Raw genomic sequence first — 25,891 nt, forward strand, 5'->3', positions numbered from 1 at the left:
GCGTCGCAGGTCGATCGGCTCGCCGCGGCGGGCTGCCGGGGTGTGGGGTCGGGAAGACGAGGCTCGGCGTTTCCTCATGAGAGAGAGGACGCCTGATGAATATGCCTGCCTGGAAGCGCCATGCCCTGTGGGCCATGCCGCTCGTCCTGGGGTTGCCGGTCTCCGCCGCCGCGGAGGAGCAGCCAAGCAAGACCTCCAGCTACATGCCGGTGGTGATAAACGAGGATTTCGCCGCCATCATGAAGCGCATGACGGCGAACAAGCCGTCGATCGAGCAGACCCACAAGACCCTGCTCGAACAGCGCTACGACCTCAGCGACCGGCCGGCCAGGGAGGCCAGCATGACCCGTGGCAAGCCGCTGCAGGAAGGCGTGCGGGTGAAACTGCCGGCCGGCACCGACTGGGACGAGCTGGCCCGCCTGACCCCGGAGGAAATCCGCAAGCAGGGCCTGTTCCCCGGCGGCTTCCTGCCGCTGCCGCATCCCAACCACGCCGAAGGCGGGATGGTCTTTCCGAAATTCCTCATCGACGAGGTCAAGCGCCAGGAAAACCGCGACCTTACCCGCTTCGACCTGGACTTCGACCTGCCGGACCATTTCCTGCCCGAATTCCCGGCTCCGATGTTCCTCACCACGCGGCCGGACCTGGGCGATGTATCCAGGGGCAGGCTGGTGACCATCGACAACTACTTCGAACTGTTCAACGGGATTCTCAATCCCAAGCAGCTGGAAGGCCTGCGCCTGCTGCTCACGGCCTTCCCGCAGCAGCAGTTCAACCTCACCGACGATCGCCGCAGCGAACACCCGAGCCGCGGCGTGGCCTGCTTCGACTGCCACGCCAACGGCCACACCAACGCCGCTACCCACCTGGCCGGCGACGCGCGTCCGCAGCCGTTCCGCCATCGCATCGATACGCCGACATTGCGCGGGGTCAACATCCAGCGCCTGTTCGGCTCGCAGCGGGCGCTGAAGACCGTCGAGGACTTCACCGAGTTCGAACAGCGGGCGGCCTATTTCGACGGCGATCCGGTGATCGCCACCAAGAAGGGCGTGAATGTCCTGGAGCGCGGCAGCCAGGTCCATTTCATGGGCGAATTCCAGGCGCTGCTGGACTTCCCGCCGGCGCCGAAGCTGGACGTGGAGGGCCGCCTCGACCCACGCAGGGCCAGCGAGCAGGAGCTGCGTGGCGAGAAGCTGTTCTACGGCAAGGCGGCCTGCGCCGGTTGCCATGCGCCGCCATATTTCACCGACAATCTGATGCACAACCTGAAGCTGGAGCGCTTCTACGATCCGAAGCTGGTCAACGGGGTGATGGCTGCCGCCGATGGACCGATCAAGACCTTCCCCTTGCGCGGGATCAAGGACTCGCCACCCTACCTGCACGACGACCGCCTGCTGACCCTGGAGGACACGGTGGAATTCTTCAACCTGGTGCTGGCACGCAAGCTGAACGCCCAGGAGAAGTCTGACCTGGTGGCTTACCTGCGTGCCCTGTAAGGGCCCGCCGCCGCGGTGGGCGGCGGCGGGTCCGGTTCAGGCGGCCGGGAACAGCGCCTTGACGTTCTGCATGGCGCCGTCGGCGAAGCCCTGCAGGAATGCCTGGAACCCTTCCAGGTCGTCGCCCTGGAAGGGTTCGCCGATGATCGTCCAGGTGGCCGTGGAGCGTTTCGGAGCGGTGCTTTCCACCGTCATCGAAGCCCACAGGTTGCCGATGTTCAGGCTGGTATAGAGCAGCGACCAGGTCATGTACATGGCCTGGTCGTCGCGCGAGTTGAGCTGTTCGATGACCACGTTGCCGTCCTTGAACAGCTTCTTGCGCACGGAGCGTACGCCGTTGCCGATCATCTCGATGTGCGACAGCGCGGGGATGAAGACCGGGAAGCCGGCGAAGTTGCCGACGATGTTCCAGACTTCCGCGGCGGCCGCGGGGATGTCGACCGCCGCGACGACCGGATGGCCTACCGGATTGCGGATCAGGGTATCGGGTTCGAAGGTTTTCATGCTGTCTTCCTTGTGGTTGGTTCAGGGGTTGGGTTCAGATGAAGTCGATCTCGCGCAGGTATTCGCAGCCCTTGCGCAACAGCGAACTGCTTTTCGCCGGGTAGCGCTCGCCCATGTTGAGGATTCCCGACAGGGCATTGCGGTATTCGATGAGGGAGATATCGCCGATGTCCTCCTCGAAACCGTCCAGGTAGAAACCGAGCACTTCGAACAGCGCGTTGTCCCGGTCGATCTGTCCGAGGAGTTGCTGCCACTGGGGCACCGGGACCATGTCGAAGCGATGGCCGATCTCGCGGAAGGCCTCCAGGTAGCCTTCCCAGCTCAGTGGCTCCGGGTTGTGCAGGTTGAATACCGCCCGCGCCGGATGGCAGCGACTGGCGTGGAAGGCGATGAAGCGGGCGAGGAAATCCACCGGCATCAGGTCGAAGTTGAGTGAAAGCTCGGGAACCTTGCGCAGTTGCAGCGAACCCTTGAGCATCAGCATCAGGCGGTTGCGATGCGGCTGGCAGACGCCGGTGCGGGTATTGAAAGTGATGTTGCCGGGACGGTAGAGGTTGACCTGCACCCCCTGCTCGCTGGCGCTCCAGAGAATCCGCTCGGCCACCCACTTGGTCAGGTTGTAGCCGTTGCGGATATAGATCGGCGGGGTGTGCGCCGGTGGACGCTCGAGCACGCGGCCGTTCTCGTCGACGCTGCTCGAGGCCGAAAGGGTGGATACGAAATTGAGGATCTTCTTGCTGCGCCCTTCGCAGAAACGCAGGCACTCGAAGATCGGCTCGACGTTGTCCCTTGCCAGCGCGGCGTAGTCGAGGACATGGTTGACGTTGGCGGCATTGTGGATCATGGCGCCATAGCGCAGGTCGAGATCCGTGTATACCGCTTCCGACAGGCCCAGGCGCGGCTGGGTGATGTCGGCGGCGTAGACCCTGACCCGCTCCAGGTCGAGACCTTCCAGGCGGTTGTCCGCCAGCGCGGCGATGAAGCGCTGCCGGGCCGCCTCGTCATCCTTCGCGCGGACCAGGCAGGCGATCTCGCTGGCGCCCCAGTCGAGCAGCGCTTCCACCAGGTGCACGCCGAGGAAGCTGTTGGCGCCGGTCAGTACCACCTTGTGCACATCGCCCATGCGGTTCAGCGGCAGCACGTCCAGTTGCAACGGGCGCTCGGCGTCGCGCAGCGCCTGCGGGTCGACGCCGCTGGCGCCGTCGCCGTCGGCCAGCAGGTGGGCGAGGGTCTGGATGGTCGGCGACTCGACGAAGCGATTGATCGGCACGCTCCTGCCGAAGCGCTGGCGCAGGCCGAGCAGCATGCGTGACAGCAGGATCGAATGGCCGCCGAGGTTGAAGAAACTCTCGTCGATGGATATCTCGCTTTCGCCCAGTTCCAGCAGCTCGCCCCAGAGCGCCAGCAGGCGCCGTTCCTCTTCCGTGCGCGGAGCCAGCCGCCTGGCCTGTTCGACTTGCGGTGGCGGCAGGTTGCGCAGGGCGTTGCGATCGATCTTGCCGTTGGCGGTTGCCGGCAACCGCGGGAGCACGACGCAGGCGCCGGGCTGCATGTAGTCGGGCAGCCGCTGGCGGGCGTGCTCGCGCAGGCGCTCGCGGGCGCCGTCGGCATCGGCCTCCAGCGGTTGGGCGAGATAGGCGAGGATGCGTTTGCGTTCGTCGATGACCACCGCGACCTGGCGGAACAGCTGGGCCTGGCGCAGGGTACTCTCGATCTCCTCGGGCTCGACACGGAAGCCGCGGATCTTGATCTGGTTGTCGCGCCGGCCGACGATCCGGATGCCATCGTCCTGCCAGCGGCACAGGTCGCCACTGCGGTAGGCCAGGCAGCGCTCGCCGCCGGGCAGCTCCAGCGTGCGATAGCGTTCGGCGGTCAACTCCGGCGCGTTGAGGTAGCCGAGGCCGACGCCGGGGCCGACGATGTACAGTTCGCCGGTCTCGCCGTCGAGCACCGGGTCGTCGTGTTCGTCCAGGATCAGGATCCGCGTGTTGGCGATCGGCGCGCCGAGGTTGCGGTTGTCGTCGCCCGCGCGGAAGCGCCGGGTGGTCGCCAGCACCGTGGTTTCGGTCGGTCCGTAGATGTTGTGCAGCGCGCAGTATCCGGCAAGCTCGTCGATCACGTGCGGTTCGCAGACGTCGCCGCCGGTGACCAGGTGGCGCATGCCCTTGAGCGTGTCCAGCGGCATGATGCTCAGCAATGCCGGCGGGAGGAACGCATGGCTGACGCGCTGTTCGCCGATCAGGTTGGCGAGCCTTTGCGGATCGCGGCGGTCGTCTTCGTCGGGAACCACCAGCTCGGCGCCCTGGATCAGGGTCGGGAACAGGTCGAGCATCGAGGCATCGAAGCTGATCGTGGAGAACTGCAGGACCCGCGCGTCCTCGTCGACCTCGACGTGCGCGGCGTACCAGGCGCAGAAATGGCTGAGGTTGCCGATGCCCAGGAGCACGCCCTTGGGTTGCCCGGTGGTGCCGGAGGTGTAGATCGCGACGCAGGGCGCTTCCGCCGGCCGCGACCGGCGCAGCAACTGCTGGCAGGGCGCCAGCGCCGTGCCGGTACGACCATCGACACCGTGGTGGAGATACTCCAGGCGGCTGATGTCGAGCCCCGGCAGCTCGTCGATGCAGGTGTTCGGCGAACCGTCGTGCAGCAGCAGGCGGGCGCCCGCGCTTTTCAGGATGGCGCTGCGGCGTTCGCGCGGGTGGCTCGGGTCGAGCGGCAGATAGACCGCGCCGCAGCCGAGCACGGCGAGTATGCCGGCGTACAGCGCAAGCCCCTTTTCCAGCGAGATTCCGATGATCGGCGGGCTGTCCGTGTCCGCGCCTTCCAGCAGGCTGTCCAGGCGCTCCTGGATGGCCAGGCTGTAGGCGTGCAGGGCGGCATAGCTGACGCTCGCGCCGCGATGGCGCAGGGCGCTGCGCTCGGCGTGGCGCAACAGGCTCTGCGAGAGACGTTCGACGAACGAGCCGCCGGCCTGCTCCAGCAGGGCCTGGCAGCGGGTTTCGTTGAGGCGGTGGCCGAAAGCGTGGCGCTCCAGTTCGGACAGGTCGCGCAGATCCTCCGGCGTGGACGCGGAAGGAGCCTCGCGGAGCAGGCTCTCGCTGTCGCGGGAGTACTGGCCGATGACCGGGAGCACCAGGTCGAGCAGCGTGTCCACGGCTTCCCGCGTTTCCTCGGCGCCGTTGCCGGTCGCCGAGGCGGTCGTGCCGCCGCGGGCCACGCAGCGGCTGGCGGCGCCGGGTGCGCTGGCCAGGCAGAGCAGTTGCAGGCCTTGAGTCGTCGCACGCCAGCGCAGCGACAGGCGTGCGGCGGGGCAGTCGCTGGCGGATGGCTGGCTGCCGTCGTCGATCAGCAGGTCCGGCGTTGCCGCCGCAACCTCGGAGAGGGTCACCGAGTGCCCGTGCTCCTCCAGCTCGGCCGCTAGCCGCAGCAGGGCACGACTGTGCCCCAGTAGTTGGATTTCCAGACGTTTCATTGCACTCACTCGCTAGGGCAGATAGTCGGAAAGGGCGTCCTGCAGGCAAGGGCTATCGAGCATTCCGCTGTGGCGGAAAAAGCGCAGGATGTTGCCGAGCAGGGGATGCTGGCGGTTGATCGGATAGACCAGGCCGAGAACTTCCTCCTTCAGCGCGGAACGCACGGAGGGCGAGACGTCCAGGTGGTCGATCAGGCTGAAGTCGAAATCCTTCTGGATCTCGTTGGTCAGGTACTCGCGGAGGAAAGTCGGCATCGCCGCGGCGATCGCCTGGCGCTCCTTGTCGCCGGCCGCGCTCCAGTAGATGCGCGCCAGTCGCGCCCAGAAGCCCGAGTGGCGTCCTTCGTCGGCCAGGTGGTCGGCCATCAGCCCCTTGACCGAGGGCTTGATGCTGTCGTCCTTGGCGAAGGCCGCGACGTCGTTGGTCAGGGTGTTCTCGGCGATGGACACGCAGATCAGCTCCACGGCACCGTGCAGGGACGCCGGCACCGCCGCGAGCGTCGCCGGGATGGCCCGGCTCAACTCGATTTCGCGGGGCAGGGCGATCGGCTCGATGCCGGTCAGGGCGACTGTCTGCTGCATGTAATCCATGGCGACCAGGGCGTGGTAGTCCTCGTCGACCACCACGGTCATGGCGTCGTAGCGGCAGGCGAAGGGGAAGCGGATCGGGAAACGGTCCTTGGCGATGCTGCGGGCGGTCCTGTCGACGATCTCGGTCTCGAAGATCACCACGTCATTGATGAACTTGTAGAGGCTCTGGGTCAGCGCGAAGTCCTGCAGGTGCGGGCATTCGCGCTGGAAGGTGCCACTCAGCACCAGCGGCTGGCGGCTGAGCGGGTAGATGAGTTTGCCGTCGTTCTCGACGATCCGCCGCGGGCGGGTGCGGATCGTGGCCCGTCCCTCCCAGGATTCGGCGAAGGATTGATAGTCTTCTGCGTTCATATCGTCATCCGTTTCGATAGATCGATCAGTAGTAGTGAACTTCGAACAGCAGACAGCCTTTTTCCGAGCTGAACGGCCCGTGCAGGGTCTTCGCCGCCCGGTAGAAATGGCAGCCCTCGCCGTAGGTGGCTTCGGGACGGTGCGCCTGGCCGTGCTCGGTCTGCTCGCCTTCGATCAGGTACACCTCCTCGTGGTAGTCGTGGGTGTACACGTCGAGCGTCCGGGCACCCGGATGGAAGCGCACCAGGCGGGTACGGATGCCGGTACGCTTCTGGTGGTCGAGGGTGTCCAGGTAGATCGCCTGGCTGATGGCGTGCTCGCTGCTCACCACTTCCCAGGGCAGGTTTTCCAGGTCGGTGATGCGGAAGTTCATGCCAGCGCCTCCGTCAGTTCGGCGTGCATGGCTTCGCGCAATTCGTCCCAGAGGGCGATCCGGCTTTCCACCGCGTCGATGGCGGACTGGTAGACCTGCTGCTGGTGCAGCTGGTTGCCGTTGACCAGGCGTTCGAGCAGTTGTTCGGCGGCTGGGCCGTGATCCTCGGAATCGACTTCGATATGTCGCTGCAAGTAATAACGGAAGGTCGGCGCCTGTTCGCTGGAGATATTCCAGTCATCGAGAATCTTCTGGAACATGTGCGGTATTACACTTTCACGCCCATGCATGAAAGAAGCGGCGACACAATGCGTCCGAGCATTCAGCGCGGTATGGATGGTCTGTTTGACGAAACGACTGGCCGCACGTCCGGCCTTGCACAGGTTCAAGGCTTCTTCGACGCTGTTTCCCTGTTCCAGATAGTTTATGAACGCTTCGATCTTTTCCGTGCTTGCACCCACTTCGCGCATGGCCTGCAGATAGAGTTCGAAGTGGCTGAAGTGGCCATCCTGAAGATTCTCGTCGGACTCTTCGCCGAGCACGATCTCGTTGATCAGGCGCGCCGCCTGCGGGTCTCTGGGCGGCAGCCAGGGCAGGCTGGTGCAGGTCAGGTCCTGCTGCAGGCGCTTGGTCAGGGACATGAAGTCCCAGACCGCGAAGACATGCGTTCCCATGAAAATTCGCAGGGTTTCCAGGGAGTCGATTTCTGAGAAGATCGGGTGAAGACCAAGTTCGGTTTTCTTTTGCTGCAACAGGTTCTTCAAACTTTCCATGATGATTTCCCTTCTTGTTGGCTGAGAGGTCCTTTCGCTATTCCCCGTCGAATGGTCGAGCGAACTCCTCCGGCTGCACGGATATATATCGATTGGATGGGCGCTCCACTTTTCGAACGCAGCGGAGCGAGAGGGAAGTTAGTTGAGTGTTTGTTGAATGGGCAAGAAGTTTTTCAAAAAATTTCAAGACCATGAATATGCGGACGAACAATGCCGGGCAAAACATTAAATATATGTTTCGCCAGGCAATGGGAGTCCGTACACCATTTTTAATAATGATGTCGTATAGGGATGGAAGTCCCCCGGACTCTATGGAATAAAGCCGTTCTTATTTGTTTTTCTTCCTTGTCTGAAGATCACTCCTTCTGTTTGTCTTTCCTTGAAAACAGGGTGGCGGATACGCCTTCTATCCGGCGCTTTTCCCACTACGCAGGGCGAGTGCCGCCGCCGCGCAGACCAGCAGTGCGATGAACGACAGGTAGAACGCGTCGCCGTAGGCCATCAGGAACGACTCGTGGCGAATGTGTGCCCCCAGCCGGGCGAGGGTCTCGGCCTGGGCCGGCAGCCATTCGTTGATGGCGAAGTCGCTGCCCTGGCCGAGATCGGCCTGGAGGCGCTCCTGCAGGCCCGGGGAGAAGGCATTCACCTGTTCCCCGATGCGGACCGAGTGGAAGCGTTCGCGCTGCGAGACGACCTGGGTCAGCACCGCGGTGCCGACCGCGCCGCCCAGGTTGCGCAGCATCGAGAACAGCGCCGAGGCGGAGCCCGCCTCGCTCTTCGACAGGCCGGAGACCGCCAGCACGGACAGCGCGACCATGATGAAGGGCTGGCCGATGCCGCGGACCACGGTGGACGGGATGATCACGTTGGCGGCGCTGTCGGCGTCCAGGTAGGCGCCGATGTAGCAGCCGGCGGCCATGATGGCGAAGCCCGTGGCGACCATCAGCTTGGCTGGCAGCCAGCGCATCAGGCGCGGCATCACCGGCGCCAGCAGCAGTTGCACGAGGCCGTAGGCGATCAGGCTGACGCCGATCTCGCGGGCGTTGTAGCCGTGCAGTTGCGACAGGTAGTTCGGCACCAGGAATACCAGGCCGAAGGTCGCGCCGCCGAAGATGAACATCGCCGCGCTGGCGACGCCGAAGTTGTAGCCGGCCAGCAGGCGCAGGTTGATGAAGGAGCGTCGGCCGAACAGTTGGGTGTAGATGAACAGGAGCAAGGCGGCTACGCCCAGGACCAGGGTCCAGACGATGAAGTCGGAGCCGAACCAGTCCTTGCGACCGCCTTCCTCGAGAACGATCTGGATCGCTCCCAGGCCGACGATCATGCTCGCGATGCCGAGCCAGTCGCCCTGGCGCAGGCGTTGCAGCTGCATGGCTTGCGGCGAGATGGCCCAGGCGATCGCGGCGATCAGGAGCACGCCGGGGATCAGCTGCAGGTAGAAGATCCAGCGCCAGCTGTAGACGTCGGTGAGCCAGCCGCCGATGGAGGGGCCGGCGGCCTGGGCGACGCTGTTGGACAGGCTGAACAGGGCCATCCCCATGGCCACCCGCGAGGCCGGTAGCTCGGTGATGATCAACTGGAACGAGAGCGGGATCAGCACGGCGCCGGCGGCGCCCTGGACGACCCGGATCATGATCATGCTGGTGAGGTTCGGCGAAAAGGAGCAGGCCACCGAGGCGACCAGGAATACGCTGGAACCCACCAGCATCACCCGGCGCAGCGAGAAGACCTCCACCAGCCACGCGGTGAGCGGGATCATGACGATCTCCGCGACCAGGTAGGCGGTGGAGATCCAGGAGCCCTCCTCGAAGGTGGCGCCCAGGGAACCCTCGATTTCCGGCAGCGCGGCGCTGGTGACATGGACGTTCATGCCGGCCATGAAGCAGCCGAACAGGCCGCCGATGACCGCCACCCAGGCCTTCAGCGAAGTCTTCTCCTGCTCATTGGCCATGCCGCGCGGCCTCGCTCTCCTGGCGGGTGTCGACCTCGGTGATCACCGACATGCCGGGCAGGATCGCCACCTGCCGGCGGGCGTCGGGGTCGAGCACGACCTTGATCGGGAAGCGCTGCACGATCTTGGTGAAATTGCCGGTGGCGTTGTCCGGCGGCAGCAGGGCGAAGACCGCGCCCGACCCGGGCGAGAAGCTGTCGACCCGGCCATGCAGGACGGCATCGGGGAAGCTGTCGACGCGGATCTCCACCGGCTGGCCGGGATGCATGCGGCGCAGCTGGGTCTCCTTGTAGTTCGCCACCACGTAGGACTGTTCCACCGGCACCACGGCCAGCAGCGGCAGGCCGGGCGTGACGTACTGGCGCTGGCGCACCCGGCGCTGGCCGACCACGCCGGCGATCGGCGCGCGGATCAGGGTATCTTCCAGTTCGTTGCTGGCCAGCGCCAGGCTCGCATCGGCCTCGGCGGAGCGCGCCTTCTGCCGTTCGAGCAGCGCCGCGGCCTGCTCGCGACTGGCCTTGAGCACCGCCATGCGCGTGCGCTGGCGGCTCGCGGCGGCTTCGGCGCGGCTCAGCGCGGAGCGTGCCCGCGCGTAGTCGGCGGTGACGCTTTCCAGGCGCTGGCTGCTGGCCGCCTGCTGCGCCACCAGGTCCCGGTAGCGCTGGAAATCCAGTTGCGCGCGGTGACGTTCGGCCTTGGCGCTCTCGATGTCGGCGCTGGCCTGGTCGATCAGCGCCTGCTGTTCCTTCAGCCGGGCGTCCAGCGTCACCAGGGCGGCCTGCTGTGCCGCGACGGCGGCGCGGCTTTCGCCTTGCCGGGCCCTGGCCTGGAGCAGGCGCGCCTGGTAGTCGCGATCATGGATGCGCACCAGCGGATCGCCGGCGGCGACCGCCTGGTTGTCCTGCACCAGGACCTCGGCGACGTAGCCGGAAACCTTCGCGCTGATGGTGATCCAGTCGGCGCGTACGTAGGCGTCGTCGGTTTCTTCCAGGTAGCGGCCGACGCTCAGCCAGTACAGGCCATAGCCGACCGCGGCGACGGCCAGGAGTGCTCCGCCGAGCCACATCAGGCGGCGCTGGCGCTTTTTCCTTTCCGCGGGTTCCACGGGGAGACCGGGTGTGCCCGCTCTTCGGCGGGGGCGTTGCGTTTTTCGTCGACGGCTATGTTCATCGGGGTGTTCCACTGACGGTTGCGGAGCGGGTGGCGTAGCGGGCCGGCATCGCCGCCGGTTCCTGCCAACCCCCTCCCAGGGCATGAAAGAGATCGATCTGGCGCTCGACCAGTTGCCGGTCGGCTTCGGCCTTTTCCGCCTCGAGGCGGACCATCGCGCGTTCGCTGTCGAGCACGTCGAGGAAGTCGAGGGCGCCGGCCTGGTAGTTGAGATGCGCCAGCCGGTACGCCTTGCGGCTGCTGTCCAGGGCGCCGAGCAACGCTTGGCGGCGGCTGCTCTCGCCGCTGTAGCGAGCCAGGCTCTGGCGGACTTCCTTGAGCGCGGTCAGCGCCTGCTGGCGGAAGCGTGCCAGTTGCCGCCGTTCGTGCGCCCGGGCGCCCTCCAGGCGCACCCTGGTGCTCAGCATGTTGGGGAAGCGCCAGCTGATCAGCGGGCCGATGGCATAGGTGATCGCCTCGTGGTCGCCGAGGTCGTGCAGGCGATCGCTGGAGGCGGCGATCGAGGCGCCGAACGAGACACTCGGGTAGAAGTCGGCCTGGCGCACGCCGACCTCGTGGCTGGCGGCTTCGAGCTCGCGCTCGGCCTGGCGGATGTCCGGACGCCGCTGCAGCAACGCCCAGCCGTCGCCGACCGGCAGTTCCCGGGCGAGTCGTGGCACGCGCCGGCATTCGCCGACGGCGGCCGGCAATTGCTGCGGGTCGCTGCCGATCAGCACGCCCAGCTCTTCCAGCGCCGCCTGGCGTTCGGCCAGCAGGCGCGGCAGCAGCGCGCGGGTTTCCTCCAGCAGGCTGCGCACCCGCTCCACCTCCAGGTCGGTGACCAGGCCGGAGCGGCGTTGGCGCTGGGTCAGGTCCAGGCTGCGCTCCACGGTTTCCACCGAGCGTTGCTGGATCGCCGCGCGTGCCGCATAGGCGCAGGCGCTGGCATAGGCGCGGGCGGTGCCGGCGGCGACGTTCACCCGCAACTGGTCGTGGGCGGCCTGGGCGGCCTCGGCGCCGGCCTGGGCGGCGAGGATCGAATGGCGTACCTGGCCCCACAGGTCGATCTGGTAGTCGAGGGCGAACGCCGGTACGTGGTTCCACTGCGACGGGGCCCGCTCTCCGGTGGATTTGGCCTCGGTCTGGTCATCGCTGGTGCGCCCGTAGAAGGTCTGCCAGGAGGTGCTGGTGCCGGGCCAGCGCTGGGCCCTGGCCTGGCCGAGCAGGGCGAGCAGCTCGTCGACGTGGGCCAGTGCGCCCTCGAGATCATGGTTATGCCGCAGGGCGCGGCCCACCAGCTGGTCGAGCTGCGGATCCTGATACAGGCGCCACCACTGGTCGGGCGGTGGCTGCGCGCTGGTGTCGGCGGCGAGCGCCTGCCAGGCGCCTGCGGGAGGCAGATGGACGGACGGGACCGGGTGTTCGGTCACCGCCGAGCAGCCCACCAGCAGCAGGACGGCACAGGCCAGCGCGAACAGGGGGCGTGGCGGGTAGGAAGTGGGTACGGGCATCGCGGGTCGTCATTCTGATGGAGACTCGAGCAGGGTAGGGATTCGCGTTACCCGCATCTCTCGCGATCCTGACAACGACACTCTCGAAAGCGACAACCTCCCTGGCGCGTGCCGGCCGCGGACGGCCGGCGCGGTTCAGGCGCTCAGGGCCTGGTAGTGGCTGGGCGAGTGGCCGAGGGTGCGCTTGAAGGTCTGGGAAAAGGCGCTCGGACTCTGGTAGCCGTGTTCCAGGGCTACTTCGAGGACCGACGCGCCGGCGCTCAGGCGTTGCAGGCTCAGGACCATGCGTGCGCGAGTGCGCCAGTCGCCGAAGCTCATCCCCAGCTCCCGCTGGAACAGCCGGGCGAGGGTCCGGCTGCTCATGTTCAACTGTCGCGCCCAGTCTTCCATGCGGGTTTCTTCCGCCGGCGTGCCGATGACCTGGCTGCACAACCGCAGCAGGCGCGGGTCGCGCGGCATGACCAGGTGGATGCCGATGGTCTGCGCGGCGTCCAGTTCCACCAGCAGCAGCTCGTGGATGCAGCGCCGGCGCTGCGCGCTGGAGTCGCCCAGGTGCATCTCGCTGGCCGCCACCAGCAGTTCCCGCAGCAACGGCGAGACCGCGATCACCTGGCACTGTTCACCGTCCCGCGGCCAGGTGGCGGCGGGCATGAACAGCGTGCGCATGCGCACGCTGCCGGACATGCGGATCTGGTGTTCGGTGTTCGGCGGCACCCACAGGGCGTGGCCGGCCGGCACCACCCAGTTCCTGCGGGCGGCGCCGACCAGCATCACCCCCGAGATGGCGTGGATCAGCTGCGCCTGCGCATGGCAGTGCGGCAGGATCTCCTCGCCATCGTGGTGGTCGCAGGCCAGCGCCTCGAGGGACATTGCACAGCTCATGGTCAGCCGTTGGAGGCGCGTTGCTGCTGGGGTGCCAGCAGGCCCAGGCGGGTTGCCCGGTTGACCGCGCTGGTCAGTGCCTTCAGCGACGCGGTGAGGATGCTGCCGTCGCGCCCGGCGCCGAACAGCAGGCGGTTGCCGACGCGGATCTCGACGTAGGCGAAGGCTTCCGCCTCGGCGCCGCCGCGCATGGCGTGCTCATGGTAGTCGGCGATGTCGAAGTTCAGGCCGCGCGCGGCGAAGGCCTCGACCAGGGCGGCCAACGGACCGTTGCCGGTTCCGCCGAGCGGCTGCTCGCCGTAGGGGCCGGCGAGCACCGCGTCGATCCTGGTCTGCTCGCCCTGGCTGTTCAGGCGAGGCGCGCGCAGGGCATAGGGGGTCAGCTCGTCGAGATATTCCTCTTCGAAGCAGGAGAGGATCATCTCGCTGCTGATTTCCTTGCCGGTGGCGTCGGCCACCTGCTGCACCACCTGGCTGAATTCCATCTGCAGGCGGCGCGGCAGGACGATGCCGTTCTGTTCCAGCAGGTAGGAGACGCCGCCCTTGCCGGACTGGCTGTTGACCCGGATCACCGCTTCGTAGCTGCGTCCCAGGTCCGCCGGGTCGATCGGCAGGTAGGGCACTTCCCAGAAGCCGTCCGGTCGTTCCTGGCGCGCGGCGAAGCCTTTCTTGATGGCGTCCTGGTGCGAGCCGGAGAAAGCGGTGAACACCAGTTCGCCGGCATAGGGATGACGCGGGTGGATCGGCAACTGGTTGCAGTATTCGACCTCGCGCATGACCCGGGTGATGTCGGAGAAGTCCAGTTCCGGGTCGACGCCGGTGGTGTAGAGGTTCATCGCCAGGTTGAGGATGTCGACGTTGCCGGTCCGCTCGCCGTTGCCGAACAGGGTGCCCTCGATCCGCTCGGCGCCGGCCAGGCAGGCCTGCTCGGCGGTGGAGACGCCGGTGCCGCGGTCGTTGTGCGGGTGCACGCTGATGATCACGCTGTCGCGCTTGCTGATATGCCGGCAGAACCACTCGATCTGGTCGGCGAAGACGTTGGCGGTGGAGACCTCCACGGTCGTCGGCAGATTGAGGATCATCTTGTTCGCGGGGGTCGGCTGGAAGGTTTCGACCACCGCCTCGCAGATTTCCAGGCCGAACTCCAGTTCGGTGAAGCAGAAGGTTTCCGGGGAGTACTGGAAGGTCCAGTCGGTCTCCGGATTGCGCTCCATCAATGCCTTGATCTCGCGGGTGGCATCGGTGGCGATCTTGATGCAGCCGGGCTTGTCGACGCCGAACACCACTTCGCGGAATACCGGTGCGGTGGCGTTATAGACGTGGACGATGGCCCGCGGCGCGCCCTTGAGCGCTTCGAAGGTGCGCTCGATCAGGTGGGTACGAGCCTGGGTCATCACCTGGATGGTGACGTCGTCGGGAATCTTGCGGCTCTCGATCAGCTCGCGAACATAGTCGAAATCGGTCTGCGAGGCGGCGGGGAAGCCCACCTCGATTTCCTTGAAGCCAGCCTGCACCAGCAGGTCGAAGAAGCGCCGCTTGCGCTCGGCGTTCATGGGTTCGATCAGGGCCTGGTTGCCGTCGCGCATGTCGACGCTGCACCAGGTCGGCGCCTTGCGCTGCACGCGGGAAGGCCACTGGCGGTCCGGCAGGTCGACGGTGTTGAACGGGCGGTACTTGCGCGAGGGGTCTTTGAGCATCATGCGAATTCTCCTTGGCTTGCCAGCCGCAGTCGGTAGCGTGCCCTGTCGATCAGGGATGCAAGCAGTCTAGGTAAATCGGCCTGCCAAATTGTTGCTATTTATTGCTGTCGACTACTTTTTTTGACAATAAAAACGCTTTTTCATGGGTTGGGTTGGTGCTTTCTTGCTTTTCTAGAAGCCGGCTGAGAGTTTCACCAGGAAGCCCGAGCCGGCCGCGACCAGGGCGGTGCCCAGGATCCCGTTGGCCAGGCGCAGGCGGCGCCTGCACCAGTCCCGGGCGAGCAGGAATACGGCGCAGGTCAGCGTCAGCACGCAGCCCTTGTACAGGCTGTAGCCCAGCGCATAGGCCAGCGGGGCGGCGCGCTCTTCCGCGCCGGCGAGCAGTGGCTGGAGCAGGGCGAAGAAGACCAGGGTCTTGGGGTTGAGCAGGCCGGCCAGGAAGGACTCCAGCCACAGACCGCCAGCGCTTCGCGACACGCGGAACGCATCCGTGGGCGGCCGGCGCATGCGCTGCAGGCAGAGCAGGCCGGCCAGCAGGACATAGCCGGCTCCGGCGAGCTGGATGCCGACCAGCAGCGGCTTCGAACCGTTGATCAGGGAACCCAGGCCGTAGAGCAGGAAGCTGGCGCTCAGCACGGTCCCGGCGAGGTCGGCGAGCAGGCGCCTGCTGGCGAAGGAGAGCCCGTGGCGCAGGCTGTTGCGCACGACGAGAATGCTCGACGGGCCGGGGAGAGGATCGGTAGCAGGGCGAGGCCGAGGAAGGTCGTCACATCCATGATTCGGGCATCCGTGCAGAGTCATTGTGCTGGCGAACTGTCGAAGATCATGTCGCGCATCAGTTCGCTGGCGCCGGCGGCGATGGTGCCGGCCAGGGCGTCGCGGTGCAGGCGCGCCACCTCGCAGTCGATCCGATAGCCCTGGGCGCCGTGCAGTTGCGCGCAGGCCTGGGCGGCGGCCACGGCCAGTTCGCTGGCGCGCAGCTTGAGGATGCATGCCGAGCGGGTATCGAGCCGGTCCTGGCTGTGGCGCCAGGCCAACTGATAGGCGTAGTGGCGCAGCATCTCGTGTTCGCCGAGCAGGTCGGCCAGGCGATGGCGGACGCTCTGCTTGTCGCATAGCGGAGCGCCCTGGACCTGGTGCCGACGGACGAAGCCGTCGAGCAGGCGGATGCTGTGGCCGGCGCCGCCGAGGGCGAGCAGGCCGGCGACCAGGCGCTCGAAGTCCAGGCCGCGCATCAGGTAGAACAACGCCTTGCCGGGCTTGCCGAGCAGGTTGCCGGCGGATACCGCGACGTCGTTGAAATCCAGGTCGCAGACGTCCGCGCTGCGCCAGCCGAGCATCGGCCGCGGCGTACGGCTGAGGCCGGGGCTGTCGCCGTCGATCAGCAGCAGGCTGCTGCTGCCCAGCGCATGCCCGCCTTCGCCGTTGCGCACCAGGGTGACGATCAGCGAGGCGCGCGAACCATTGGCGATGTAGCGCTTGCCGCCATGGACGACGAAACCGTCGACGCCGGGGACGGCCCTGCATTGCATTCGCGACAGATCGCTGCCGGCCTGTTCCTCGCTGATGGCCAGGGCGGCGATGGTTCGCCCGGCACGGATGGCGGGGAGATAGCGCTGGCGCTGCTCGTCGTTGCCGAACAGTTCCAGGTAGGCGCTGGCCATGTAGGCATGCACGCCGATCGCCGCGCGGACGCCGGCATAGCCGAGCGCACCGAGTTCCTCGAGGAATACCGCGCTTTCCAGGAAGCCCTCGCCGCGCTGCGGCAGGCTCAGCAGGCCGTGGTCGGCCAGCGCCTGCCAGGCTTCCTCGCAGAGGCGGCCGCGCTCCTCGGCGGCTTCCGCCAGGGGCAGCAGCCGCTCGCGCAGGGTCCGCCGCACTTCTTCAGCGAAGGCCTGCTGGCTGTCGCTCAGGTAGGGACTGGACATGCCCGGCGGCCCTCACTTCACCGAGATCACCTGGTGCGCCGGAAGGATCTCGGTCAGGCAGCCGGGGATCCTGAACACCGCGTTCGGCGTGCCGGCAGCGGCCCAGATCTCGTCGTAGGTCAGCAGGTCCTCGTCGACGAACAGCTTCACCTCCTGCTTGTGACCGAGCGGCGGGACGCCGCCGATGGCGAAGCCGGTGACTTCCTTGACGAAATCCGCATCGGCCTTGGAAATCTTGTCGCCGAGCAGTCGCGAGATGGCTTTTTCGTTCACCCGGTTCGGGCCGCTGGCGAGAACCAGCACCGGGGTGTTGGCGCGGGTGCGGAACACCAGCGACTTGACGATCTGGGCCTTTTCGCAGCCCAGCGCCTGGGCCGCGTCGTCGGCGGTGCGGGTCGAGTCGGGCAACTCCTGGACGGTCAGGTCGAGGCCGCGCTGGCGGAGGATGTCCTGGAACTGCTGGGCACGTTTACTGATGCTCATGAGCGGGTTCTCCCGATGGCTGGAGGGTGGCGAGCAGCCGCCGACGGTCGATCTTGCCGGTGGCGGAAAGCGGCAGGCTGGCGCAGAGCTGGATGCGCCCGGGGACCATGTAGCCCGGCAACCGCGCCGCAAGGTCGTCGCGCAGGCGTTGCGGGCAGCAGGACGGCGCGGCGGCGACCACGAAGGCGACCAGCGCCTTCTCGCCGTGCGCCGCCTCGGTGACGGTGACGAAGCTCTGGCGCACCTGCGGATGGCGATTGAGGTGGTAGGCGACCTCGCCCAGTTCGATGCGGAAGCCGTTGATCTTCACCTGGTCGTCCATGCGTCCCTGGAACACCAGCGCGCCATCGGTGCGGAAGTAGCAGCGGTCGCCGGTGCGATAGAGGCGCTCCCGGCGTTCGCCGATGCGGCATTCGAAGAAGCGTTCGCGGGTGCTCTCCGGCAGCCCCAGGTAGCCCGGCGACAGGCCCGGTCCGGCGAGGCAGACCTCGCCGCTCTGTCCCGGTCCGCAGAGACGGCCCCCGTCGACCAGGTAGACCCGTGTGTTCTGGATCGGCAGGCCGATGGGCAGGGCGGTGTCCTCCTCGCGCAATTCGCGCACCGGGTGGAAGGTGGCGAAGGTGGTGCTCTCCGTCGGGCCGTACACGCTGACGATCCGTTCCGTGCCATAGAGCGCCAGGGCCTTGGCCATGTGACGCAGGGAATGGGCTTCGCCGCCGGTGAGAACGGTGTCGACGCCGGCCAGCGCCTGCGGTGCTTCGTCGACCAGGGTGTTGAACAGGGCGGTGGTGAGGAACAGCACGCTGATCCGTTGTTCCTGGAGGACCCGTTGCAGGCGCGAGGCGCGGACGAAGGCGTCCGGGTAGAGCACGCAGGTGCCGCCGAGCAGCAGGGCGCCCCAGATCTCGAAGGTAGCGGCGTCGAAGGTTACCGGCGCCATCTGCAGCAGCCGGCTGTTCCCGTCCAGCCTGGCATAGCGGGCATTGCAGACCAGGCGGGTGATGCCGCGATGGGGGATGGGCACGCCCTTGGGCGTGCCGGTGGAGCCGGAGGTGAAATTGATGTAGGCGATGGCATCGGCGGCCACCTCGAGCGGAGGGTTTCCCGGATCCTCGCCGGCCTCGTCCAGGCTTGCTTGCCGGTAGCGCGACAGGCGCGGATCGCGGCGCGCGCTTTCGTCGCCCACCAGGCAGTCGCAGGCGGTTTGCCGGAACAGTTCGTGGATGCGCTGTTCCGGCCAGGCTGGATCGATCGGCAGATAGCTGGCGCCGGCCTTGAGGATCGCCAGCAAGGCTACGATCAGTTCCGGGCTGCGCGGCAGGACCACGGCGATGACGTCGCCGGTCTGCACGCCCCTGGCCAGCAATTGCCAGGCCAGGCGGTTGGCCTGGGCGTTCAACTGCGCATAGCTCAGCTCGCGCTCCCGGTAGCGCAACGCGATCGCTTGCGGGCGCTCTGCCGCGATGCGGGCGAATAGCTCGCCGACCGCGAGATGCTCCGGGTAGGATTCCCGGGTACGGTTGATTCGTTCGTGCAGGGCCAGGGCCGCCTCGTCCAGTTCAAGCGTGCGCATGTTCGTGCCTCATCCGTGTGCTCATGCTGTCCAGCAACTGCCGGCGATGGCTGTCGAGGAAGAAGTGTCCGCCATCGATCCCCACCAGCTCGAAGTCGTCCGTGGTGTGCATCGACCAGCCGGCCATGCTGTCTTGCCGGTCGATCGGGTCGTCGTGGCCGAAGTAGGCGTGGATGGGTATATCCAGCGGCAGGGGGTGCCAGTCCTGCCAGATCTCCGACAGCCGCATGTCGCTGCGCAGGGCCGGCAGCATCAGGCGCATCAGCATCTCGCTTTCCAGGACCGCGGGGGGCGTGCCGCCCATGCTGCGCAGGGCCTGCTGGAAGTCCTCGGCGCAGAGCGTGTGCAGGTGGGGCTGCGCCTGCGGGCTGGCTGGGCTGCGACAGCCGCTGACGAACAGCCGGCGGGTCGCCCCGGGATGGCTGTGCCGGGTGTTCTGCGCCAGCTCGTAGGCCAGGCGGCCGCCGAAGCTGTGTCCGTAGAACGCGTGGGGCGAGTCGAGGTAGGGGGCCAGCGCTTCGAGGCAGCCCTCGATCAGCGCCGGCCAGTCTTCGTATGGCGCTTCCTTGATCCGGCAGCCTCGGCCGGGCAGGCGTACCGCGAGCAGTTCCACGTCCTGGTCCAGATCGTCCACCCAACCGCGGAACAGGTCGGGGTTGCCCCCCGCGTAGGGAAAACAGATCAGGCGCAGGCGCGGCCGTGGCCGCGGCCTGGGCAGCAGCAGCCAGCGCTCGTCGTACGCATGCCCGGACACGACTTCAGTTCTCCGTCAGGGCGTTGAAGTGGGAGCTGTTGCGCTGGATGCAACTGGCGATGTCGTGGATCCTGCTTTGCGCGAAGAGGTCCTCGGGCGGCAGGGCATCCTCGCCGAAATGCTCCTCGGCCTTGGCGATCAGGCGGATGGCGCTGAGCGAGGTGCCGCCCGCGGCGAAGAAGTCGCTGTCGGGGGCGTCCACGCGCAGGCCCAGTTCGCGGCAGGTGTTGATCAGCCAGAACTCGATCTTGCCGATGTCTGCGATGCTATTCATCGTCGGTCCTCCTTGGTCGGTGGGGCTCAGCGCAGCGGGAAGCGGTAGCCGTTGCAGGTGCTTTCGACGAAACGGTTGTGCCTGAAACGGTCCTCGCCGGACACCAGCACGCAACCGAACTTGTCCAGGCTGGCTTCGCCGCCGAACTCCTGCAGCGTGTTCGAGTAGGGGTAGACCCGAACCGAGGTGGGCAGGTAGCGGGCGGCGAAGCCCAGGCGCATCTGCTCGGTCAGGCCGCTGTGCGGGTGCGAGGCATGCATCAGGGTCGACCAGAAAATGATGAACTGACCCTGGCGCATGACCATGGACCGGGCGTTGGATTCGTCGGGCTTCCAGTTCGGGTCCTTCTGCAACTGGCGATAGTCGTAACCGAAGAAGCCGCGGCGCACGCCGTCCTTTTCCAGCTTGTTGATGCTATCGGCCTGGTAGTCCATGGTCTTGGACTCGTCGTAGTTCATGGTCCGGTGGGTGCCGGGGATGAACTGCAGGCAACCGTTCTCGACGCTGGCTTCGGTGAACGCGGCCCATACGGTGATGGTGCCGCCGAACTCGGCGTCTTCCGGCCAGACGATCTGCGGATGCTTGGAACCGGCCACGTTGGAGAAGTTGTCGGCCTGGTGCCAGTCGGTGCCTTCGTCACCGGGGTACTTGGGAAAGAATTCGGTGCGCCAGCAGAGGGTGTCGCGGCCGAGGATGCTCGCTACCCGGTCGACGATTTCCGGACGAGTGATGTGCTCGGCGAGAAAGTCGACGTCCAGGTGGCGGTCATAGTTGGCCAGGTTGGTGATGCCCGATACCGCCTTGTCCTGGCTGTAGATCGCCTTGCGGGTGTTGATCAGCCTGGGTCGCAAGGCCTGCAGCTTGGCGGCCATCTCGTCCTGCTGGTACAGATCGAAAGGCCCGATGTAGCCGTCCCGGTGGAACTGCTCCAGTTCCTCGGGGCTCAGGCTGAAGTCGAGGTCGCGAACGCGTGCTTGTCCTTCCATGTAACACCTCATCGGCTGGGTTGTGGTGGTGCGGGTTAACTCGTAAGGCGTCTTTCCAGGTAGCTGCGGATGGTGTCCGAAGCCATTTGCAGGTGCTTGCGCAGGACCTCGGCGGCGGCCTCGGTGTTTCCGGCAGCGGCGAGCGCCACCAGGGCCTTGTGGTCGTCCTGGGCCATTTCGCCGAGGCCCATGGCCGACAGGTGGAAGCGCAGGAAGCGCTCCTCCTCCTGCAACTCGTTGTCGATCAGGCGCAACAGCTTGGCGTTCGGCGTGCGCCGGTACAGCGCCAGGTGGAACAGGCGGTTCAGCCGTCCCAGGCTGGCGAGGTCGGTTTCGTTCTCCATCGCGGCGATATGCGCATGCGCTTCCTCCAGGTCCTGTGCCTGCAGGTTCGGAATCGACTGGCGCAATGCCTCGGGCTCGAGCAGGAGGCGCACGGCGTAGGTCTCGACCGCGTCGTCGCTGATCAGCTGGGTCACCACGGCGCCCTTGTGCGGCACGATCTGCACCAGGGCCTGCGCCTCCAGCTGGCGCAGCGCCTCGCGCACCGGCATGCGGCTGACGCCGAACAGTTCGGCCAGCTCTTCCTGGCGCAGCGGCGTGCCGCTCACCAATCGTCCATCCAGAATCGCGTCTCTCAAGGTGGTCTCGATCAGGTTGCGGGCCAGGTGCGAGGGCGCCTGGACCCGGGGTAACAGCGTGCTTACGGAATATTTTCGGGACTTCACAAACGACAACTCAAAATTGGATCCAGGATCCAAAATAGAAGAATGGATTTCGCACTGTCAACAGCGCAAGGGATAGGAAACGTGCGTCGAGGAGAGGAGAGTGGCAGTGAGATGGCGATGGACGACGTCGCCGGCGGGTTGCGCTGGCGATGCTGGCAGAGGCTTTTTCGGTATCGGGCGGATTTGCCGGGAAGGGAGGCGACAGGCACAAAAAAACCGGCCTGGGCCGGTTCTTCTGTTGCTTCCAGATCATCTTGCGAGGTCTGGATGGCGGGATATGGTCGGAGCGACTGGATTCGAACCAGCGACCTTCTCGTCCCGAACGAGACGCGCTACCAAGCTGCGCTACGCTCCGTTTTGTTGGGGCGCATTCTACAGAAAAAGTTTTGGTACACAAGGGGTTAGATGAATTTTTTTTCGAGCCCGGTTTTCCCGGATGGGAAAAGCAAAGACCCCGTCGCTCCTTCGAGTCGACGGGGTCTTCAGGAAAACCTGTTACGCGACGGTATCAGAGTTCCTTGACGGTGCGGACCTGATCCTTGTTCACGCGGGCGCGCTTGCCGTCGAGCTGTTCGAACTCGTAGAAACCGGAATCCTCGTCATAGGAAGGAGTGTCTACGGCCTGGATCTCGCGTCCGTCGTTGAGGGTGATCACGGTAGGGCTGGAACAACCCGCGAGGGCGCCGAGGCCTACGGCGAGGAGGAGGGCGGGTAGCATCCGCTTGATCATTGCGCAGTTCTCCTGTGCGGTCAGACTTGAAGTTACGAGTTTCTGACAGACGAGTTCTAGGAAGAGTTCCCCCTTGAAAACGAGCGTTCCCCCCGCCTTCGAGAAAATTCGACTCGACGTCCGTTCCGTTTTACTTCAGTTCGCGGTGTTTAGCCAACAGTTCGGGGGTGTTCAGGTTGGCCAGCCGCGGATCGCCCGCGGCCAGTTCGATGGCCTGCGCGCCAAGCGGCAACAGGACGTGGCGCGGGCTGCGGTCGCCCTGGCGCCAGGCGTGTTCTATCTCTTCGGCCAGATGCGTCGGGATCAGGCTGAACAGCGGTTCCCACTGGCCACCGCAGCGTAGCATCCAGGGGCGTGCCGGGGCGCGGCCGGCGGCCTGCAACAGGGTTTCCAGCAGGGCGTGGTCGATCCGTGGCGCGTCGCAGGGCAGCACCAGCAGCCAGGGATGCCGGGCCACCGCCAGGCCGGCGCGGATACCGGCGAGCGGGCCGGGGAAGTCGAGGCTGTCGTCGCTCACCAGGCGGTCGGCGTATGCCGCGTAGCGTTCCTGGTTGCGGTTGCAGGAGACGATCAGGTCGTCGGTGAGCGGGCGTACCAGGCGTTGCAGGTGGGCGATCAGGGGCAGGCCCTGCCATTCGATCAGGCCTTTGTCGCGCCCGCCCATGCGTTGGCCGCGACCACCCGCCAGGATCAGTATGGAGCAGGGGGGCAGGGCGCTATCGGGCATCTCGGGTCTCCGTGTCGGGCCTGTGATATAACACCGCGATCCCGTCCACAAGCAAGGGCCAACCCCATGAGCCACAAGGCCGAAACGGCATTCGTGCCGTTGAACATCGCCGTCCTGACCGTCAGCGATACCCGTACCCTGGAAACCGATACTTCCGGCCAGCTGTTGGTCGATCGCCTGGGCGAAGCCGGGCACAACCTGGCCGCCCGTGCATTGCTGAAGGACGACCTGTACCGGATCCGCGCCCAGGTCGCGACCTGGATCGCCGAGGACAGCGTGCAAGTCGTGCTGGTCACCGGCGGCACCGGTTTCACCGGCCGCGACAGCACCCCGGAAGCGGTGGCCTGCCTGCTGGACAAGCAGGTGGACGGCTTCGGCGAGCTGTTCCGGCAGATTTCCGTCGCCGACATCGGCACTTCCACCATCCAGTCGCGGGCCCTGGCCGGCCTTTCCAACGGCACCCTGGTCTGTTGCCTGCCGGGCTCCACCAACGCCTGTCGCACTGCCTGGGAAGGCATTCTCGTCGAGCAACTGGACGCCCGTCATCGCCCGTGCAACTTCGTCCCGCACCTGAAACAGGCGGCGCCCTGCGAGAGCCGCGGGTGAACGGCTGCTGCGACCATCCTGGGCTGATGCCGGTCGAGACGGCGCTGGAACGGCTCCTCGAACTGGCCGCGCAAACGCCTATCGATGCGTGTGAGCGGGTGCCCCTGGAGCAGGCTGGCGGCCGCGTGCTGGCGGTCGACCTGCTGGCCGGCCTGGACCTGCCGCCATGGCCGAACAGTGCCATGGACGGCTACGCCTTGCGCCTCGCCGACTGGACCGGCGAGCCGCTGCCGGTCAGCCAGAAGATCTTTGCCGGACAGGCGCCGCAGCCGCTGCGAGCGGGTACCTGTGCGCGGATCTTCACCGGCGCGCCGCTGCCGGAAGGCGCCGATCTGGTGGAGATGCAGGAAAACGTCGAAGCGCTCGACGATGGCCGCGTGCGTTTCACCCAGCCGTTGCGCGCGGGCCAGCATGTGCGCCCACGCGGCCAGGAGGCCCGCCAGGGCGACCTGGTCCTGCCGGCCGGCACGCGCCTGCGCCCGATCGAACTGGGGCTGGCGGCTTCGCTTGGCTGCGCGGCCCTGGAGGTGCGACGCAAGCCGCGGGTGGCGCTGCTGTCCACCGGCGACGAGCTGGTCGAGGCGGGCCAGCCGCTGCAGGCCGGGCAGATCTACAACAGCAATCGTCCGTTGCTCAAGGATTGGCTGCAACGGCTGGGCTGCGACGTGCTCGACGCCGGCATCCTCCCCGACGACCTGGCGCGGACCCGCGAGCGCCTGGCCGGCCTGGCCGGGGTCGACCTGATCCTGTCCACCGGCGGCGTATCGGTGGGCGAGGCCGACTTCCTCGGCATGGCGCTGCGCGAAGCCGGCGAGCTGACTCTCTGGAAGCTGGCGATAAAACCCGGCAAGCCGCTGACCGTCGGGCAGTTCCAGGGCATCCCGGTGATCGGTCTGCCGGGCAACCCGGCCTCGACCCTGGTCACCTTCGCCCTGCTGGCGCGTCCCTACCTGCTGCGCCGGCTCGGCGTGGCGCAGGTCGCGCCGCTGCGAGTGGAGGTACCGGCCGGCTTCGCCTGGCCGAAGGCGGGGCCGCGTCGCGAATACCTGCGCGGGCGCCTGGAGCAGGGGCGCGCGGTGCTCTATCCGAACCAGAGTTCCGGGGTGCTGCGCAGCGCTTCCTGGGCCGAGGGGCTGGTGGAGGTGCGCGAGGGCCGGACGCTGGCCGAAGGCGAGGGCGTGGCGTTCATTCCGCTGAGCGAACTGCTCGACTGACGCGACGGCGGCCTCCCGGCCGCCGTTTTTCATTGCGCCGTCGGATCCTTGCGATGCTGCCGGTACTCGCCGGGCGTCTGTCCGGTCCAGCCCTTGAAACTGCGATGGAACGAGCGCGATTCGGTGAAGCCCAGGTACTGGGCGATGTCCTGGATCGGCAGCTCGCTGTGCAGCAGGTAGTGCTCGGCCAGTTCGCGGCGCAGTTCGTCGAGGGTCTGCTGGTAGCTGCTGCCGGCCTGTTGCAGGTGGCGTTGCAGGGTGCGCACGGTCATGCCGAACTTCTCCGCCACCCGCTCCTTGCGCGGCAGGCCGTCCTTGAGCAACTGGCGCAGGGCGTTCTTCACCCGCAGCGGCAGCGGCTCGTCGTCGTCCAGCTCGGCCATCAGCGCCAGGGCATGTTCCTCCAGGGTGCGCAGCAGCGTCGCGTCGGCCTGGCGCAGCGGCAGCGCCAGGTAGTCCAGCGGCACCAGCAGCGCCGAGCAGGCTTGGGCGAAGCGCACCGGACAGCCGAAGAAGGTCTCGTAGTCTTCCACGCGGGTTCCGTCCGGCAGTTCGTGCTCCAGCCAGACCTCGTCCGGCGAACCCTCCATGTCGGCGATCCAGCGCGCATAGAGGACCCAGGAAGCCAGGACGTGCTCGACCATGTGGCGGCGTACCAGGGGTGTCTGGTGGCGGCAGTTCCAGATCAGCCGGACCTGTCCGTCGGCTGCCTCGATGCGGCTGGTGCCCATGTCGCCGACCAGTTTCTCGTAGGGCGCGATGCGGCTCATGGCTTCACCCAGGGTGGCGCAGTTCATCGCGATGTAACCGAGCACGCTCCACGAGCCGGGCTGGACGAAGCGCGCCGAGCGCAGGCCGAACAGGGGATCGCCGGAGTGCTCGCAGAAATAGCCGAGCAGGCGCTCGTGGGCTTCGCCCGGCAGGCGCTGGCGATTGTCGTCGAGCTGGCCGGCCTCGAGGCCGGCGGCGGCCAGTGCGGGGGCGATGTCCAGGCCGAGCCGTTCGGCATGGCGCAGGTATTTCAGCAGGGCCGGAACCGAGGTGGAGCCAAGGGTCTGCATGGTCGTTGTTCTTGTCGTGGCGGATGGAACAGGCCGTCCGGCGTGCGTGCCGGCTGTCTTGATCGGTCACAGGG

Annotated in this window: 24 protein-coding genes and 1 tRNA gene; 3 read left to right on the plus strand and 22 right to left on the minus strand. The window is 66.6% G+C overall.

Going from position 1 to position 25,891, the window contains the following annotated elements; all coding sequences use genetic code 11:
- Window positions 1–95 precede the first annotated feature (95 nt).
- Window positions 96–1,496, plus strand: coding sequence for a cytochrome B6 (locus tag B7D75_RS09910; RefSeq protein WP_107113958.1), 1,401 nt, complete (start codon window positions 96–98; stop codon window positions 1,494–1,496).
- A gap of 36 nt (window positions 1,497–1,532) precedes the next feature.
- Here the strand turns inward: B7D75_RS09910 and B7D75_RS09915 are convergent, their stop codons facing one another.
- From B7D75_RS09915 to mobA, 21 genes are all read right to left on the minus strand, one after another.
- Complete coding sequence (locus B7D75_RS09915) at window positions 1,533–2,000, minus strand: SRPBCC family protein (RefSeq protein WP_012075123.1); 468 nt, start codon at window positions 1,998–2,000, stop codon at window positions 1,533–1,535.
- A gap of 34 nt (window positions 2,001–2,034) precedes the next feature.
- The gene (locus tag B7D75_RS09920; RefSeq protein WP_053813692.1) at window positions 2,035–5,472 is read right to left on the minus strand and encodes an amino acid adenylation domain-containing protein; all 3,438 of its coding nucleotides are present in this window, start codon (window positions 5,470–5,472) and stop codon (window positions 2,035–2,037) included.
- A 12-nt stretch (window positions 5,473–5,484) separates the two neighbouring features.
- Window positions 5,485–6,414 (minus strand): diiron oxygenase, encoded by a 930-nt coding sequence (locus B7D75_RS09925; protein ID WP_012075125.1) that lies wholly within the window; start codon window positions 6,412–6,414, stop codon window positions 5,485–5,487.
- A gap of 25 nt (window positions 6,415–6,439) precedes the next feature.
- A complete protein-coding gene (locus tag B7D75_RS09930) occupies window positions 6,440–6,787 on the minus strand; it encodes a cupin domain-containing protein (RefSeq protein ID WP_053813693.1) in 348 nt (115 codons plus the stop codon).
- Entirely contained in the window at window positions 6,784–7,560 is a 777-nt protein-coding gene (locus tag B7D75_RS09935; RefSeq protein ID WP_012075126.1) for a DUF3050 domain-containing protein, read from the minus strand. Before B7D75_RS09935 ends, B7D75_RS09930 begins: the two co-directional genes overlap by 4 nt.
- A 406-nt stretch (window positions 7,561–7,966) precedes the next feature.
- Window positions 7,967–9,511, minus strand: a complete 1,545-nt coding sequence (locus B7D75_RS09940; RefSeq protein WP_034078434.1) for an MDR family MFS transporter — start codon at window positions 9,509–9,511, stop codon at window positions 7,967–7,969.
- Window positions 9,501–10,616 (minus strand): HlyD family secretion protein, encoded by a 1,116-nt coding sequence (locus B7D75_RS09945; protein WP_407692172.1) that lies wholly within the window; start codon window positions 10,614–10,616, stop codon window positions 9,501–9,503. The genes B7D75_RS09940 and B7D75_RS09945 overlap by 11 nt, the downstream gene beginning before the upstream one ends.
- Before the next feature lie 61 nt (window positions 10,617–10,677).
- A complete protein-coding gene (locus B7D75_RS09950; protein ID WP_107113959.1) occupies window positions 10,678–12,171 on the minus strand; it encodes an efflux transporter outer membrane subunit in 1,494 nt (497 codons plus the stop codon).
- 135 nt (window positions 12,172–12,306) lie between these two features.
- On the minus strand, window positions 12,307–13,041 hold the full coding sequence (locus B7D75_RS09955) for an AraC family transcriptional regulator (RefSeq protein ID WP_003157119.1): 735 nt from the start codon (window positions 13,039–13,041) through the stop codon (window positions 12,307–12,309).
- 14 nt (window positions 13,042–13,055) lie between these two features.
- Complete coding sequence (gene leuA, locus B7D75_RS09960; RefSeq protein ID WP_012075129.1) at window positions 13,056–14,753, minus strand: 2-isopropylmalate synthase; 1,698 nt, start codon at window positions 14,751–14,753, stop codon at window positions 13,056–13,058.
- Between the two features lie 171 nt (window positions 14,754–14,924).
- The gene (locus B7D75_RS09965; RefSeq protein WP_265737291.1) at window positions 14,925–15,554 is read right to left on the minus strand and encodes a LysE family translocator; all 630 of its coding nucleotides are present in this window, start codon (window positions 15,552–15,554) and stop codon (window positions 14,925–14,927) included.
- Window positions 15,551–16,681 (minus strand): acyl-CoA dehydrogenase family protein, encoded by a 1,131-nt coding sequence (locus tag B7D75_RS09970; protein WP_107113960.1) that lies wholly within the window; start codon window positions 16,679–16,681, stop codon window positions 15,551–15,553. Before B7D75_RS09970 ends, B7D75_RS09965 begins: the two co-directional genes overlap by 4 nt.
- A gap of 12 nt (window positions 16,682–16,693) precedes the next feature.
- Window positions 16,694–17,164: a YbaK/EbsC family protein gene (locus B7D75_RS09975; protein WP_012075132.1), complete on the minus strand. Its 471-nt coding sequence runs from the start codon at window positions 17,162–17,164 to the stop codon at window positions 16,694–16,696.
- Entirely contained in the window at window positions 17,151–18,737 is a 1,587-nt protein-coding gene (locus B7D75_RS09980; protein ID WP_043104266.1) for an amino acid adenylation domain-containing protein, read from the minus strand. Before B7D75_RS09980 ends, B7D75_RS09975 begins: the two co-directional genes overlap by 14 nt.
- On the minus strand, window positions 18,724–19,491 hold the full coding sequence (locus B7D75_RS09985; RefSeq protein ID WP_043104263.1) for a thioesterase II family protein: 768 nt from the start codon (window positions 19,489–19,491) through the stop codon (window positions 18,724–18,726). The genes B7D75_RS09980 and B7D75_RS09985 overlap by 14 nt, the downstream gene beginning before the upstream one ends.
- A gap of 4 nt (window positions 19,492–19,495) precedes the next feature.
- Window positions 19,496–19,765, minus strand: coding sequence for an acyl carrier protein (locus tag B7D75_RS09990; protein ID WP_003157114.1), 270 nt, complete (start codon window positions 19,763–19,765; stop codon window positions 19,496–19,498).
- Window positions 19,766–19,791: 26 nt separating this feature from the next.
- Window positions 19,792–20,751 carry a chlorinating enzyme gene (locus B7D75_RS09995; RefSeq protein ID WP_012075134.1) on the minus strand — a complete coding sequence of 320 codons (960 nt, stop codon included), beginning with the start codon at window positions 20,749–20,751 and terminating at the stop codon, window positions 19,792–19,794.
- A 35-nt stretch (window positions 20,752–20,786) separates the two neighbouring features.
- Window positions 20,787–21,479: a GntR family transcriptional regulator gene (locus B7D75_RS10000; RefSeq protein WP_052151025.1), complete on the minus strand. Its 693-nt coding sequence runs from the start codon at window positions 21,477–21,479 to the stop codon at window positions 20,787–20,789.
- A 278-nt stretch (window positions 21,480–21,757) separates the two neighbouring features.
- Window positions 21,758–21,834 (minus strand) — tRNA-Pro (locus B7D75_RS10005).
- A 153-nt stretch (window positions 21,835–21,987) separates the two neighbouring features.
- Window positions 21,988–22,209 carry a YgdI/YgdR family lipoprotein gene (locus B7D75_RS10010; RefSeq protein WP_003091247.1) on the minus strand — a complete coding sequence of 74 codons (222 nt, stop codon included), beginning with the start codon at window positions 22,207–22,209 and terminating at the stop codon, window positions 21,988–21,990.
- 130 nt (window positions 22,210–22,339) lie between these two features.
- Window positions 22,340–22,936 (minus strand): molybdenum cofactor guanylyltransferase MobA, encoded by a 597-nt coding sequence (gene mobA / locus B7D75_RS10015; RefSeq protein WP_034078443.1) that lies wholly within the window; start codon window positions 22,934–22,936, stop codon window positions 22,340–22,342.
- A 66-nt stretch (window positions 22,937–23,002) separates the two neighbouring features.
- Here mobA and moaB point away from each other — a divergent pair, with 66 nt between their 5' ends.
- Both moaB and B7D75_RS10025 read left to right on the plus strand, forming a co-directional pair.
- Entirely contained in the window at window positions 23,003–23,542 is a 540-nt protein-coding gene (gene moaB, locus B7D75_RS10020; protein WP_034078444.1) for a molybdenum cofactor biosynthesis protein B, read from the plus strand.
- On the plus strand, window positions 23,539–24,756 hold the full coding sequence (locus B7D75_RS10025; protein ID WP_034078445.1) for a molybdopterin molybdotransferase MoeA: 1,218 nt from the start codon (window positions 23,539–23,541) through the stop codon (window positions 24,754–24,756). Before moaB ends, B7D75_RS10025 begins: the two co-directional genes overlap by 4 nt.
- A gap of 29 nt (window positions 24,757–24,785) precedes the next feature.
- Here the strand turns inward: B7D75_RS10025 and gliR are convergent, their stop codons facing one another.
- Window positions 24,786–25,817, minus strand: coding sequence for an AraC family transcriptional regulator GliR (gliR, locus tag B7D75_RS10030; RefSeq protein WP_003156427.1), 1,032 nt, complete (start codon window positions 25,815–25,817; stop codon window positions 24,786–24,788).
- Window positions 25,818–25,891: the final 74 nt, after the last annotated feature.

The organism is Pseudomonas paraeruginosa, assembly GCF_003025345.2.
Taxonomy (GTDB): Bacteria; Pseudomonadota; Gammaproteobacteria; order Pseudomonadales; family Pseudomonadaceae; genus Pseudomonas; species Pseudomonas paraeruginosa.